Source organism: Shinella sp. CPCC 101442, assembly GCF_024704725.1.
Lineage (GTDB): Bacteria > Pseudomonadota > Alphaproteobacteria > Rhizobiales > Rhizobiaceae > Shinella.
On the sequence record NZ_JALIQS010000002.1, the window covers coordinates 913,744 to 928,103 of the forward strand.

Consider the following 14,360-nt stretch of genomic DNA (forward strand, 5'->3'; position numbering starts at 1 on the left):
GCCACCCACGCTCAGCGCCAGCCGTCTTTAGTGCTTGTCCTCTTCCGCATGCTTGTTGCGGATCGCGCGCACGAGCAACCACATGCCGACGATGACGAAGGGCACGGCGATGCCGGTCAGGGTTTCCGGCTTCACCTCCAGACCGAGACCATGCGCCGCCTTCGCGACATAGCCGAAGAGACCCACGACATAGTAGGAGATCGCCGCGACCGAGAGGCCTTCAACGGTCTGCTGCAGGCGCAGCTGCAGTTTCGCGCGGCGGTCCATCGAGTTCAGCAGCGTCGAGTTGAGCTGCTCCAGTTCCACGTCGATCCAGCTTCGAAGCAGTGCTGTCGCCCGGGCGAGTTTGCGCGACAGGTTCGCCTGTCGTTCCTCAACCGACTGACAGGTGCGCATGGCGGGCGCCAGGCGGCGTTCGAGGAAGAAGCCGAGCGTTTCGTAACCGGGCACGGCCGTCTCCGCGAGCGTGCGGATGCGCTCCTGCACGATGCCGTAATAGGCGCGGCTGGCGCCGAACCGGTAGAGACTGAGCGCGGCGTTCGCCTCCAGCTCGGCGGCAAGGCGGGTGATCTCGGTCAGGAGTTCGTCGGCCCTGTCGCGGGCGTGCTGCTTCATGGCATTGGTGATGCCCGTCAATCCGTCCTCGATGCGCCGGATATCCGGCGAGAGCGACTGGGCGAGCGGCAGGCCCATCATGGCGAGCGTGCGATAGGTTTCGATGTCGAGCAGGCGCTGGACGAGCGCGCCCCGCCCGGCCTCCGTCATGCCGCGATCGATGACGAGGATCTGCGTCAACCCGTCGCCGTCCTGACGAAAGTCGGTGAGCACGACGCCCTGGCCGTTCTTGATCTCGCTGTAACAGAGGCTCGTCGGGTCGAAGCTGGCGATCGCCTCGCGGGTTTCCGGCGTGTCGGGGCGGATTTCCAGCCGGATGCCCGAAATCAGCGTGCCGGGCGGCGAAAAGCTGTCGCCGAACGGGTGGACGGGCACTTCGCCGCCGAATTTCTCCGGCACCGGGCCGTCCCAGAAGTAGGTCGAGAATTCCGTATGCCGTTCCCAGCGCAGCGTGCCCTGGCCCCAGCTCAGCGCATGGTGGCTGGAGTCGCGTCCCGGCGGCGAGATGCCGCGCGAGCGCGACAGTTCCCCCATCACCGCATGATCAACCGCCGAACCGCCCTCGGTGAGGAAGGCGAGCTGGAAGATCACGCGCGGCGACGGCACCAGCGCATATGGTCGCGAATGTATTTCCCCGAGCGCCTGCGCACGCGCAGTCGCCTGCGGAAAGGCGAAGCTTCCCTTACCCATGTTCTGCACCGTCCCCCTTCGTGCAACAGCACAGTCTTAACAAATGTCAGGCGCCGAGAGATAGGGCGCATTGACGCAGGCCATCGGAATACAGTGGACAAGATTATTGACCAGTTTCCGCGCAGGTTGATACACTTGCGATGTGACCGAAACCCCGTTCGACCTTTTTGCCCGCATCAGCCACAGCCGCACCGCCGACGAGGTCGTGCGGCAGATCGAGCTTTTGCTGCTCGAAGGCGTGCTGCGCGACGGCGACAGACTGCCCGGCGAACGCGAGCTTTCCAAGCGGCTCGACGTGTCGCGCCCGATCCTGCGCGATGCATTGAAGGAACTGGAAAATCGCGGATTGCTGATCAGCCAGCATGGCGACGGCACCTATGTCGCCGACATTATCGGGCAGATATTTTCCCGCCCGGTCGTCGATCTCATCGCCCGGCACCAGCGGGCGACGGAGGACTATGTCGAGTACCGCCGGGAACTGGAAGGCATCACCGCCGAGCTCGCCGCCCGCCGCGCCACGGAATACGACCGGCAGATGCTGACCCGCATCATGCAGGCGATGCGCGCGGCCCATGAGAGCGGCTCCTTCGACGCCGAACTCGAAACCGATGTTGAGTTGCACAACGCCATCGGCGAAGCCGCGCATAATATCATCCTGCTGCACACGCTGCGCGCGTGCTACCGGCTGCTGGAACAGGGGATTTTTTTCCACCGTCACCTCGTTTTCTCCTCCGAAGAGGCGCGCGGCCATCTTCTCGCACAACACGAGGCGATCTATGCGGCCGTCATGGAAGGCGACGGAAATGCGGCACGAAATGCCGCACAGGCGCATATGGACTATATCGCCGTCGCAATCCGCGACGCCGAACGCAGCGGAGAATGGCAAAGAATTGCACAGCTGCGCATGCAAAAACGCGGTATTCCCCCACAAGCCTGACTTGCGCCGTAAATCTCACGCAAGCATGATGAACGATAAACGAGTCGGCAGATCCATGCCGCGAGAGGAACCACAAGACCTTGAACATTCTCAACCGTATCGCAAGTGACGTCCAACTCATGTTCCGCAGACCCATGCGCGAGCAGTATGGCGCACTGTGCTATCGGCTGAAGAAGAGGAGTTCGGCGGTCGAGGTTCTCCTCATCACCAGCCGCGACACCGGTCGTTGGGTCATTCCCAAGGGGTGGCCGATGGACGGCAAGAGCGCCGCCGCCGCCGCCGCCCGCGAGGCCTGGGAAGAGGCCGGCGTGAAGGGCAAGGTCGCCGATGCCTCGATCGGCAGCTATCACTACCTGAAGGGCATGCCGGAAGGGCTGAAGGTCGATTGCCGCGTGCGTGTTTTCGCGCTCGAGGTGGATGACATCTGCAAGAACTTTCCGGAAAAGGGCGAGCGTCGCGCCGAATGGGTCGATTGCACCGAGGCTGCCGCCCGCGTGCATGAGCCGGGCCTCAAGGCGCTGCTTCTTGCCTTCGAACAGAAAATTCTCGCTGACGTCGCTCCCGCGGCCAAAAACGGCACGACCGGCGCCCAATAGCGCGCATCGTCATATTGCCGCCGATGCCCTGAGGCGATACTGCCTTTTGGCAATTACGGAGCAGCATGAATGGCGAATTCTCAGGTCCAGCTACGCAAGCCGACGCTGGACAAGGATCTGGAAAAACTGACCTTCACCGAACAGGCCACGCACTTCGTGCTGCGGTCGTGGACGGGTGTAGGCATTTCGCTGGTCTTCCTGCTCATCGCCATGGCCGTTGCCAACACATTCGCGACCGGCACGCCGGGCGTTCTCGTCGTTGCCGTCACGGCCGCCCTTGCCGCCTACATGGCCATGAACATCGGCGCGAACGACGTGACGAACAATGTGGGTGCGGCCGTCGGCGCGCGCGCCATGAGCATGGGCGTGGCGCTCGCCATCGCCGCCATCTTCGAGATTGCGGGCGCCCTGCTCGCCGGCCAGGGCGTTGCCCAGACCGTCGCGTCGGGCATCGTCGATCGCGCCGTCTTCCCGAGCCCCGACGTCTTCGCCTGGGCGATGATGGCAGCCCTCATTTCCGCGGCCCTGTGGATCAATATCGCCACGCTCGCCAATGCGCCGATCTCCACCACCCACTCCATCATCGGCGGCGTCATCGGCGCAGGCGCGGCGGCGAGCGGTTTTCACAGCGTGCAATGGGACGCCATCGCCGTCATCGTCGTCAGCTGGACCGTCTCGCCGATCCTCGGCGGCGTGATCGCGGCGGCATGCCTCTATTTCATCAAGGAATTCATCATCTACCGCGACGACAAGATCGAAGCGGCCAAGACCTGGGTTCCCGTGCTCGTCGCCGTCATGGCCGGCTCCTTCGCGGCGTTTCTCGTCAATGGCGGCACAAACGGCTTCTATGACATTCCGATCGGCAAGGCGCTCCTCGTCGGCCTCGGCTTCGGCATCGCCACTTATGTCGTCACGCGCCCGATCATCCGCCGCACCGCGGAAGGCCTCGACAACCGCAACCAGTCGCTGCGCGTGCTCTTTCGCATTCCGCTGATCTGTTCGGCGGCACTGCTCTCCTTCGCCCATGGCGCCAACGACGTGTCGAACGCCGTCGGCCCGCTCTATGGCGTCGTCTCCGCGCTACGCTCGGGCGACAGCGGCAGCGGGGCGGCGATCCCCCTCTGGGTGATGATCATCGGCGCCTTCGGCATCTCGCTCGGCCTGCTGCTGTTCGGCCCGCGCCTCATCCGCATCGTCGGCAACGAGATCACCAAGCTCAATCCGATGCGCGCCTTCTGCGTGGCGCTGTCCTCCGCCGTCGCCGTGCTGACCGCCTCCGCTTTCGCGGTTCCCGTCTCCTCCACCCATATAGCCGTCGGCGCAGTCTTCGGTGTCGGGCTTTTCCGTGAGTGGTACACGCGCAATTCGCAGCGCCGGATCGACTATATCCGCAGCCGCGGCAACGGCATCGCGCCCGAGGAAGAACCGGCCAATCTCGACGAGACCCGTCGGCGCTATCTCGTGCGCCGCTCGCATTTCATGACGATCATCTCGGCCTGGATCGTGACGCTGCCCGTCTCCGCCATGCTCTCGGCCCTCGTCTTCCTCGCGCTCAACGCACTCTTCACCTGAGAACCAGACCATGCGTGCCAATTACCGGATGCAGCGCCTCTTCGTCGGCGACGGCCTTGTGGAAGGACAGGCTTTCGAGGCCTCGAAGGAACACTTCCACTATCTCGCCAATGTGCTGCGCATGGGGGACGGCGATGCCGTGCTGCTGTTCAACGGGCGCGACGGCGAGTGGCGTGCGGACCTGTCGCTGCCGACCCGCAAGCGCCTGCTCCTGACGCCGGTCGAACAGACCCGCCCGCAGCCGGCTCCGTCGGACCTGCACTATCTCTTCGCGCCGCTGAAAGTCGGCCGGCTCGACTATCTCGTGCAGAAGGCCGTGGAGATGGGTGCGGGCGTGCTGCAACCCGTCATGACACAGCATGTGCAGGGCAAGATCACCAGCATCGAGCGGCTTGAGGCGAATGCCACCGAGGCCGCGGAACAATGCGGCATTCTCGCTATCCCGCGCGTCGCGGCGCCCCGCAAGCTGGAGGATCTGCTCTCCGACTGGCCGCGCGAACGCCGCATCGTCTTCTGCGACGAGGGTCATGGCAGCCAGAACCCGCTGCCGGTGCTTCAGGCGATCACGGAGCGCAAGCTGGCGCTGCTCGTCGGCCCGGAGGGCGGCTTTTCCGATGAGGAGCGGACGCTCCTGCGCAATCTCGATTTCGTCACGCCCATTCCGCTCGGCCCCCGCATCCTGCGCGCCGATACGGCGGCGGTCGCGGCGATGGCGGTCATCCAGGCGGCAATCGGTGATTGGCATTAGGCAATTTTTTGCGCTTGCCTGCCCGCAAGGAAGATTTTTCCCGAAAAGTCGAATGGGATTTTTTGAATCTGCCTTGAAAGGAATTCGCTTGCACCGCATCTATTTCCGGTCCAAGCACCCTCCCAAGCCCGGCGCTCCGCCGGGCGCCATCCGTTCAGAAGAAGACGCCCATGGCCCGTGATACCACCGACCAGACGCCGATCCGCACCGTCGCGGACATGGCGGAATACCTCGCCGACGGCAACAAGCCGAAGGAAAGGTTCCGCATCGGCACCGAGCACGAGAAATTCGTCTTCTTTACGGCCGATAACAGTCCCGTACCCTATTTCGGCGACGCCAGCATCTCGGCGCTCTTGAACGGCATGCAGGCCAAGACCGGCTGGGAACCGATCATCGATGCCGGCAACATCATCGGCCTGGCAGAGCCGTCCGGCATGGGCGCGATTTCGCTGGAGCCCGGCGGCCAGTTCGAGCTTTCGGGCGCGCCGCTCGAAACGCTGCACCAGACCTGCAAGGAATCCAACCAGCACCTCGCGACGCTGCGCGAGATCGCCGAACCGCTCGGCATCCGCTTCCTCGGCATGGGCGGCAGCCCGAAATGGACGTTCCCGGAAACGCCCCGTATGCCGAAAAGCCGTTACGACATCATGACCCGCTACATGCCGAAGGTCGGCAGCCAGGGCCTCGACATGATGTATCGCACCTGCACGATCCAGGTGAATCTCGACTTCTCCTCGGAAGTCGACATGCGCCGCAAGATGCAGGTGTCGCTGAAGCTGCAGTCCATGGCGACCGCGCTCTTCGCCTCCTCGCCCTTCACCGATGGCAAGCCGAACGGCCTGCTGTCCTGGCGCGGCGATATCTGGCGCGACACCGACAACAACCGCTCCGGCCTCATCCCCTTCGCCTTCAAGCCGGATTTCGGCTTTGCGAACTATGTCGAATGGGCGCTCGACGTGCCGATGTATTTCGTCGTGCGCGACGGCAAGTATCACGATTGCACCCATGTCACCTTCCGCCAGTTCATGGCCGGCGCGCTGAAGGGCGAGATCGCCGACTACGAACCCAATATCGGCGACTGGACGAACCATCTTTCGACGCTCTTCCCGGATGTCCGCCTCAAGCGCTTCCTCGAAATGCGCGGCGCGGACGGCGGCCCGTGGCGCCGCATCTGTGCGCTGCCGGCCTTCTGGGTCGGCCTGCTCTATGACGACGGCGCGCTGGACGCGGCCGAAGCCCTGACGCGCGACTGGACCGTCGAGGAAGTCTCGGCACTGCGCGATGCCGTGCCGGCGCGGGGCCTCAAGGCCGATTTCCGCGGCAAGCCGCTGCTCGACGTCGCCCGCGAAGTCGTTTCCATCTCGCGCCAGGGCCTTGCCGCCCGCGCCCGCCTCAATGGCGACGGTGTCGACGAGACGATCTTCCTCGCCCCGCTCGACGAAGTGCTGGCCAAGAAGGCAACGCTCGCAGAGGACATGCTGGCGCTCTACAACGGCCGCTGGAACGGGTCCGTCGAGCCGGTCTTTACCGATTACCAGTACTGAGCATCACGCCAAAAAGCGGTTTGCGCCGCCAAAATTCCCGTTATAGTGCAGGCACATGCATGTGCCTGCACATACTGGAGAGGGGTCCGCTGATGCTTTCGCTTTACGACATGATGATGCAGGCGCAAAACGGTAATGCCGTGGAAACCATGGCGCGCCAGTTTGGTCTCGCCCAGGAACAGGCGACAAAGGCCGTCGCCGCGCTGATGCCGGCCTTTTCCGAAGGTTTCAAGCGCAACGCTGCCAATCCTTACGACATGGCCGCCTTCATGAAGGCGCTGACCACCGGCGAGCACGCGAAATATTTTGAAGACGTCTCCAAGGCCTTCACGCCGCAAGGGCTGGCGGAAGGCAACGGCATCCTCGGCCATCTCTTCGGCAACAAGGACGTCTCGCGCGCCATCGCCGCGCAGGCCGCACAGATGACCGGCATCGGCCAGGAAGTCTACAAGCAGATGCTGCCCGTCATGGCGAGCGCGCTGATGGGCGGTATCTTCAAGCAGTCGCTTGCCCCCTTCTTCCCCGGCGGCGGATCCACGCAGGCCAACCCCTTCGCCGACATGATGCAGCAGTGGGCGGAAGCGACGGGCTTTGCCAAGAAGCAGGAACCGGCCAATCCCTTCACCGACAACCCGTTCACACAGGCCGCGCAGGAGTTCTTCGGCACGAAGAAGGAGGCGACACCCGCCAATCCCTTCACCGACAATCCCTTCGCCAAGGCCTTTCAGGACATGATGGGAAGCATGACCGGCCAGCCGGCGGCAAGCGAAAAGCCGAGCGCACCGGAAGCCACGCCGGCGGACACGCTCAAGAGCTTCGTCAACACGATGTTCGACACCGGTCTCGACATGCAGAAGGACTACCAGCGCAACATCGAATCGATCTTCGAGACCATGCGCAATGGCATGGAGGCAAACGGCAAGAAAGGCTGAGGCTTACGCCGCAGCCCTCGTCCGCGCAGCCTCCGCCGGCACGTTGAAGCGTTCGACGATGGCGGCCAGCGAGCGCGTGTCGCCCGCGAGGCCGGACATGCCAGCCGCCGTCTGCGAGACGGCCTGACGGTTCTGCGCCGTCACCTGTTCCATGGCACTCATCGAGCGGCTGATATCGCCGAGGCTTGAGGATTGCTGGTTGGCGGCCGTCGCGATCGAGTGGATGTGATCGTTGATGCGAGTGACCTGCTCGGCGATGCCCGACAGAGCCGAACCCGCCTGCTGCACGAGTTCCACGCCCTTGGCGACCTCGACGCCCGACTTGGTGATGAGCGCCTTGATGTCCTTGGCGGCATTGGCCGAGCGCTGCGCCAGCTCGCGCACTTCCTGCGCGACGACGGCAAAGCCCTTACCCGCCTCCCCGGCCCGCGCCGCTTCCACGCCGGCATTCAGGGCAAGCAGGTTCGTCTGGAAGGCGATTTCGTCGATGACGTTGATGATGCTGGAGATTTCGCGCGACGCGCCCTCGATGCGCTCCATTGCCGAGACGGCATCCGAGACGACACGGCCGGACAGGTCCGTGCTGCCCTTGGCCTCCGTCGCCATGCGCGAGGCCTGGTCGGCGCGCTCGGTGGAACTGCGGATCGCCTGCATCATCTGGCTTACGGCCTCCGTCGTGCGCTCCAGCGCCTCGACCTGACTTTCCGTGCGCGTGGCGATGTCGCGCGCTGCGGCGTCGACATGAGCGACCTTGCCGTCGATCGACCGGGCATTGGAGGAGACGGCGGCGATGGTTTCGGCGAGGCGGCGCACCGAAGTGTTGAAGTCGATGCGCAGTTCGTCGAGCCCGTCGGCGAATTCGTGCTGGATGACGGTGGAAAGGTCGCCGGCCGACAGGCGCTCCAGCGCCGCACCCAGCGTTTCGACGGCCTCCTGCACCTGGCGCTGCTGTTCGGCCTTGGCCGCTTCCTGCGTCTGCTGTTCACGGACGGCCTGGTCGCGATTCTCGGCGGTCGCGCGTTCCAGCGCGTCCTTTTCCAGCACGGCGGCGCGGAAGACGGCGACCGAGCGAACCATATCCCCGATCTCGTCGGCGCGGTTCTCCCTGGGCAGCGCGATTTCGGTGTTGCCGGCGGCGAGTTCGGTCATGGCGTCCACGAGCTGGTGGATCGGCCGTGTCAGCGCGCGGGAAAAGACGATGGCCGCGAGGATGGCAAGGCCGATGATCGCCGCCGTGAGGCCCAGCACGATGAGCGTGCCGCGCATCAGGCCGGCCGTCGCTTCCGCCCGGGCAATCTTGGCGATAACGGACCATTCGGCGCCGCCGAAGGAAAGCGGCGCGGCGGCGGCATAGAGCTCCGTGCCGGCCGCGTCGGTGATCGTGCCGTGGGTTTCGCTGCCGGCGGGCAGGCCGGCAAGGTCGAGGCGGGTTTTCAGCGCATCGGCTTCCGGCGTGCGGGCGGAATCGGTCAGCACCGTGCCATCGCCGCGCACCAGCAGGGTTTCGCCGGTTTCACCGAGGCCCTTGCTGTTGCCGAAGATGCCGTCGATCTTGGCGTTCGGCACGCGGATCGCCATGATGCCGAGCGTGCGGCCGTTCATGGTGATGGGCGCCGCAACGAAGGCTGCCGGTGCGCCGTCGAGGGCGGCGTAGGCCGAGAAATCGGAGAAGACGATCTTGCCCGGCTCCTTGAGGGCCATGGCATCGTTGAAAGCCCTCGCCAGGCCGCTGTCCTTGTAGGGGCCGGTCAGCACATTGGTGCCGAAATCCTCGGCCTTGGCGACGGAATAGAGCACATTGCCCTTGGGATCGATCATGTAGAGATCGGCATAGCCCTGTGACTCCAGATGCTTGCGGAAGGTCACGTGGTACTGCTTGTGCGAGCGGTCGAAATTGTCCTTCTTGGCGGTATCGAGCAGCGCGCGCTGATCGGGGGCGTTCGGATTGTTCTTGATATAGCGGTCGTGCAGCTCGCCGGCCGGATCCTTGCCGAGCGCGCCCCAGGCGCCGGCAAACCCGTAGAACGCCTGCGTCGTCGGCATGGCGCTGGACAGGCTGATGAGATCGAGCTTCATGCCCTCGAGATAGGCGCGCGCCTCGTTGCGCCGGCCATCGGCCGTCGCCTCCAGTTTCTGCATCACCTGCTCGGTAACGGTTTCGGCGGATACGACCAGCGACACGGCGCTGGCGGCACCGATGGAAAGCAGCGTGAGCACGGCAGCAGCGATGGGCAGTTTACGCGAAATCCGCATGGCGATCCGTCCGACAACAGGGGCGTTGGTCCGGCTCATCCGGAAAGCAGACGGCATCATGCCCGCGAAAAGGCTTTCGCGGCTGCCAGGGGAACGGTAGCGAAGGGAGGTTTACCTAAGGTAAAGCCGATTTTGTGAGATCTGCTTATGAAAAAGCCCGACGCGGACCTTGGGAGTCGCACGCCGGGCAAGCAGCAGGGTTATTGGCTCTCACCCTGCGGGGAAGGAAAGCAATTCCAGCAAAAGCGCGAAGCGATTTCGCGTCCGGAATTGCGTCAATGCTGCGGTGTCGGCCCGGGAGGGATAGGCCGGCACCATCGAAAATCAATCCAGACGGCCGCTGCGCAGGTGACGACGGGCACGTTCGCGCGAGGCGATGGTCAGGTACAGACCGGCATCCGTGAAGAAGGATGCGGCGCGGACGTCCTGAACATCGTTCCGGCACAGCCCCATGTCGTAGAGCTGGTGGTCGTCGAGTTCGTTCAGCCGGTTGATCACGCGGCGGTTCTGCCATGCGCGGACAAATTTGGCGGCGGCATTGCTGACGCGGGCAAAGAGGGTCGGGGCCGGACGGCGCGTTGCGAGGATATCGATTTCCATCTTGCGGTCGATCATGCGCATGGCATTTCTCCTTTCCGGCTCGGCGATCCATCGTCCTTCGATGGGGTTTCGCGCGACACCCGTGATTGTTCACCGCTCACAGGGATGAGCGGCGGTTCAAAAGTCAGGTTTCAAGTGGAGCCATCCGGCGGAGGTCGAAGCTGGACGGCAAATCCCGTCGAGCGGTGGATCAACTTGAGATCCATCGTTCAACAATTGCTTTTTCGCAGAATCTCATTGATCAGTCCAACGAATGTTTCTAATAGTATCAATCAAACAATCTTATGGGTGCCTTTATGTCCGCTCCGCTAGACATCGACCAGCTCCAGACCTTCGTTGCGATTGCCGATACCGGAAGCTTCACGCGCGCGGCCGAGCGGGTGTTCAAGACCCAGTCGGCCGTTTCCATGCAGATGCGGCGCCTGGAAGAGCGCATCGGCAAGCAGCTCTTCATGAAGGACGGCCGCGGCAACCGGCTGACCGCCGAGGGCGAGCGTCTTTTGAATTATGCCCGCCGCATGCTGCGTCTCAACAACGAGGCCATCGCCGCCTTCGACGACAACCGCCTGGAAGGCATGCTGCGCATCGGTACGCCGGATGACTATGCCGACCGCTACATGCCCGAAATCATCATGCGGTTTGCGAAAACCCATCCGAATGTCGAACTCTATATCGTCTGCGAGCCCTCGGTGGACCTCGCGGAAAAGATGGCCAAGGGAGAACTCGACATCGCGCTCGTGACGCACAATCCGCGCCAGCGCCAGTCGGATGTGGTGCGCACCGAACCGCTCTGCTGGGTCATGTCCGCCAACCACCCGCTGCCGGAAAACGCCCCGGTGCCGCTCGCCGTGGGAAGGCGCGATTGCCAGTGGCGGCAGATCGCCTGCGCGGCGCTCGATTCCGTCGGGCGCGACTATCAGGTGCTGTTCACCAGCTGGTCCTCCACCGTCGTCGCCGCCGCCGTCATGGCGGGCATGGCCGTCTCGGTGCTGCCGGAATCGGCGTTGCGCCCCGGCATGAAGGTGCTGACACAGGCGGACGGTTTTCCGCCGCTCGCCCCGGTGCAGATCGGCATCATGCGCAGGCCCGGCCTTTCGCCGTCGCTCTCCAATGCCATTACCAGCCACATCACCGCCTGCCTCGACAACATCACGCCTTTGGCGGCGAGCGATGACATGACCGAGGCTGAAGTGAAGGTGTTCCCGCGCGTGGCGCGCATGCGGACCGGGAACATCCTGCCCGGATGGTGACGCAGCTGCCGCTCGACGGCGTTCCCCTCGTCAAGACCGGCCCGTCCGGCGTGACGATCCGCCCTGCCCGCGAAGACGAAGTGGAAACGCTTCGCCAGATCGAGCGCTCGGCCGCCCAGGCCTTCCGGCTGATTGAAGCTTTTTCCTGGCTATCGGTCGGCGAGGTGCAGAGTGCCGAGGTACATCATGCCCTCATCGAGGCCGGCACGAACTGGGTGGCGGTCGATGACGGCGATCATCCGCTCGGCTTTCTCAGCGCGGAGATATCCGGCCGGGACCTGCATATCGGCGAAATCTCCGTCGATCACCTGCATCAGGGTTTCGGCATCGGCCGCAAGCTGATCGCCCATGCCATCGAGGCCGCATCGGCGCGCGGCCTTGACGCCGTGACGCTGACGACCTTCCGCACCATTCCCTGGAACTGCCCGTTCTACGAGCGGCTCGGCTTTTACATTCTTGACGAGGATGCGCTTTCCCCACGGTTGCGGGAGCTGCTCGACCTCGAAGATACACAGGGGCTGCGGCGCGATACGCGCTGCGCCATGCGCCTCGATCTCGCGCAGTAAAAAACCCCGGCATGTTCGACATGCCGGGGTTACGCCTATCCTGCCTTACGGCGGATTCGATCAGTCGTAGGTCGCCTGCTTGCCGTCGAAATAGATCGTATTGGCTTCGCAAATGTTGATCGTCGTCTCGTCACCCTTGATGCTGGAGCCGTCCTCGCCTTCCCAGGTGACGTAGAACTCGATGTCGCACGGGCCATCGTAGTTGAACTCCATATTGGCGCTTTCGCCGCCATTGAGCTTGAAGTTCATCCAGTTGGCGCTCCATTCATCGCCCTCGCCGGTGTAGAAACCGTCGATGATGTATCCGGAGTCGTTCTTGATATCGAACTTCTGGCCGGCGGCGTAGGCGGCCGGCGTGGAGACGAGCATGGCTGCCGCAGCAAACGCGGCAAAGGTTTTGGTCGCAAGAGATTTCACGAAAATGATCCCGTTATGAGTAATCAGTTCGCGCGCCGCATGCCGCAATATTTTGCTTGGCCTTTGGATCGCGATGTTGCTTTGCCCCTAAAAAATTGGAGGCTGGATCCGTCAGAGCCCGGCCTCATTTTCTCATACGGATCAGTTATTTGCTTTATTCGACGCCGATGCGGATTCGCGCGTTCAGGCGAGATTTTTCTTCAGAAACGCCACTGTTCGCTGCCAGGCGAGATCGGCTGCCGCCTTGTCGTAGCGGGCCGCCGACGTATCGTTGTTGAAGGCATGGTTGACGCCGTCATAGACGTGAATCTCGAAGGTCTTGCCTCCCGCTTCGAGCGCCTTGCGATAGGCGTCGATGCCGGCATTGATGCGCTCGTCGAGCCCGCCATAGTGCAGCAGCAGCGCCGCCGTGATGGCCGGCACGTCCTCGGTCGGCGGCTGTGCGCCGTAATAGGCGACACCCGCCTTCAGCTCCGATGATTTGGTGGCGAAACGATTGACCAGCCCGCCACCCCAGCAGAAACCGATGGCGCCGACCTTGCCGTTCGCGTCATCGAGCCCGGCAAGAAATTGCAGGGTCGTCTCAGCATTGGCCACAGTCACAGCCGGGTCGAGTTTGCCGATCATTTCGCGCGCCTGATCCTCGTTTTCAGGCGTCCCGCCCGAAGGAGAGAGGAAGTCGGGTGCAAGGGCGACAAAGCCTTCGAGCGCCATGCGCCGGGCAACGTCGCGGATATGCGGATTGAGGCCGCGATTCTCATGGATGACGATCACGGCGCCGAGCGGGCCGGCTGCCGCCTCGGGGCGCACGAGATAGCCCTTCATCTCGCCGGAACTGCCGCCATAGACGACGTCCTCGGCCGTCAGGCGCTGGTCGTCAGCCGCGATTATCTCGGCACTGGCAGAGCTGGCTGCAAGCAGCGGGGCGATGGCGGCCGCTGCCGCACCAGAACCCGCAAGCGCCGTCAGGCGCTCCATGAAGCGGCGGCGATCGAGCGTCAGATGCGTGTATTCGTCATAGGCGTCGATCATCGCCTGCGTGACGGGTGGCTTGTCCATGATGGATCCTCCGCGTGTCGAGCCGGAGGATAAGATAGGCCTCACGCCATCCGACGCTCAACACATCTGCGTTACCGCCGGGGACAATCGTCTCCGATCAGGTGAAGGCAAGCCAGATGCCGAGCCAGATCCACAGAAGGCCGAGGACCGCAAAGCCGGCGATAAACAGCGGTCTGCGATAGCGCAGGCGGTTGCTGGTGACGTGGACATAGGCGTGGGCGTAGCGCAGGGCCACGAACAGCCAGCCGCCCGCGACGGTCACGGGATTATCGGCATCGACGAGATAAAGCAGGATGCTGACGGCATAGAAAAGGACGGGCAGTTCGAACTGGTTGGCGATGGCGTTGCGGACCGTCACGCTTTCCAATGGCTCGTCACGGTTCTCACGGAACTGCTCAGGTTTTGCCTGCCCCGACTTCACCGCCGCCATACGGCGTGAAGACAGCAGGAAATAGAGAATGAAGACCAGCGCGACATGCGCGATGACAGGCCAGATCGTGGCTTCCGTGGGAGACATGTTTATCCTTCGGCTTGTCGTTTCGGGCCCTTTGATAGGTGTTTCCGGTCAAAGGCTCAACCGG

Annotated in this window: 14 protein-coding genes; 8 read left to right on the plus strand and 6 right to left on the minus strand. The window is 63.5% G+C overall.

The window, feature by feature from the left end:
• Positions 1–27: 27 nt before the first annotated feature.
• Complete coding sequence (locus MUO32_RS09690; protein ID WP_257948004.1) at positions 28–1,305, minus strand: DUF3422 family protein; 1,278 nt, start codon at positions 1,303–1,305, stop codon at positions 28–30.
• Positions 1,306–1,447: 142 nt separating this feature from the next.
• Here MUO32_RS09690 and MUO32_RS09695 point away from each other — a divergent pair, with 142 nt between their 5' ends.
• The 6 genes from MUO32_RS09695 to MUO32_RS09720 all read left to right on the plus strand — a co-directional run bounded on the left by MUO32_RS09695 (position 1,448) and on the right by MUO32_RS09720 (position 7,634).
• On the plus strand, positions 1,448–2,242 hold the full coding sequence (locus MUO32_RS09695) for a FadR/GntR family transcriptional regulator (protein ID WP_257948005.1): 795 nt from the start codon (positions 1,448–1,450) through the stop codon (positions 2,240–2,242).
• 80 nt (positions 2,243–2,322) lie between these two features.
• Positions 2,323–2,838, plus strand: coding sequence for an NUDIX hydrolase (locus MUO32_RS09700; protein ID WP_257948007.1), 516 nt, complete (start codon positions 2,323–2,325; stop codon positions 2,836–2,838).
• Between the two features lie 69 nt (positions 2,839–2,907).
• Positions 2,908–4,410, plus strand: a complete 1,503-nt coding sequence (locus MUO32_RS09705; protein ID WP_257948008.1) for an inorganic phosphate transporter — start codon at positions 2,908–2,910, stop codon at positions 4,408–4,410.
• Between the two features lie 10 nt (positions 4,411–4,420).
• On the plus strand, positions 4,421–5,158 hold the full coding sequence (locus tag MUO32_RS09710; protein ID WP_257948009.1) for a 16S rRNA (uracil(1498)-N(3))-methyltransferase: 738 nt from the start codon (positions 4,421–4,423) through the stop codon (positions 5,156–5,158).
• Between the two features lie 170 nt (positions 5,159–5,328).
• Positions 5,329–6,702, plus strand: coding sequence for a glutamate--cysteine ligase (locus MUO32_RS09715; RefSeq protein WP_257948010.1), 1,374 nt, complete (start codon positions 5,329–5,331; stop codon positions 6,700–6,702).
• Positions 6,703–6,794: 92 nt separating this feature from the next.
• Positions 6,795–7,634 (plus strand): DUF937 domain-containing protein, encoded by an 840-nt coding sequence (locus tag MUO32_RS09720; RefSeq protein WP_257948011.1) that lies wholly within the window; start codon positions 6,795–6,797, stop codon positions 7,632–7,634.
• Positions 7,635–7,637: 3 nt separating this feature from the next.
• Here the strand turns inward: MUO32_RS09720 and MUO32_RS09725 are convergent, their stop codons facing one another.
• Both MUO32_RS09725 and MUO32_RS09730 read right to left on the minus strand, forming a co-directional pair.
• Complete coding sequence (locus MUO32_RS09725) at positions 7,638–9,887, minus strand: methyl-accepting chemotaxis protein (protein WP_257948012.1); 2,250 nt, start codon at positions 9,885–9,887, stop codon at positions 7,638–7,640.
• A 324-nt stretch (positions 9,888–10,211) separates the two neighbouring features.
• Positions 10,212–10,508 (minus strand): DUF1127 domain-containing protein, encoded by a 297-nt coding sequence (locus MUO32_RS09730; protein WP_257948013.1) that lies wholly within the window; start codon positions 10,506–10,508, stop codon positions 10,212–10,214.
• Between the two features lie 275 nt (positions 10,509–10,783).
• Between MUO32_RS09730 and MUO32_RS09735 the strand changes: the two genes are divergently transcribed.
• Both MUO32_RS09735 and MUO32_RS09740 read left to right on the plus strand, forming a co-directional pair.
• Complete coding sequence (locus tag MUO32_RS09735) at positions 10,784–11,737, plus strand: LysR substrate-binding domain-containing protein (protein ID WP_257948014.1); 954 nt, start codon at positions 10,784–10,786, stop codon at positions 11,735–11,737.
• Positions 11,731–12,303 carry a GNAT family N-acetyltransferase gene (locus tag MUO32_RS09740; RefSeq protein WP_257948015.1) on the plus strand — a complete coding sequence of 191 codons (573 nt, stop codon included), beginning with the start codon at positions 11,731–11,733 and terminating at the stop codon, positions 12,301–12,303. Before MUO32_RS09735 ends, MUO32_RS09740 begins: the two co-directional genes overlap by 7 nt.
• Positions 12,304–12,363: 60 nt before the next feature.
• Here MUO32_RS09740 and MUO32_RS09745 read toward each other — a convergent pair whose 3' ends face one another.
• From MUO32_RS09745 to MUO32_RS09755, 3 genes are all read right to left on the minus strand, one after another.
• Positions 12,364–12,720, minus strand: a complete 357-nt coding sequence (locus tag MUO32_RS09745) for a hypothetical protein (RefSeq protein ID WP_257948016.1) — start codon at positions 12,718–12,720, stop codon at positions 12,364–12,366.
• Positions 12,721–12,903: 183 nt separating this feature from the next.
• On the minus strand, positions 12,904–13,779 hold the full coding sequence (locus MUO32_RS09750) for a dienelactone hydrolase family protein (RefSeq protein WP_257948017.1): 876 nt from the start codon (positions 13,777–13,779) through the stop codon (positions 12,904–12,906).
• 97 nt (positions 13,780–13,876) lie between these two features.
• Positions 13,877–14,296, minus strand: a complete 420-nt coding sequence (locus MUO32_RS09755; RefSeq protein ID WP_257948019.1) for an MAPEG family protein — start codon at positions 14,294–14,296, stop codon at positions 13,877–13,879.
• Positions 14,297–14,360: the final 64 nt, after the last annotated feature.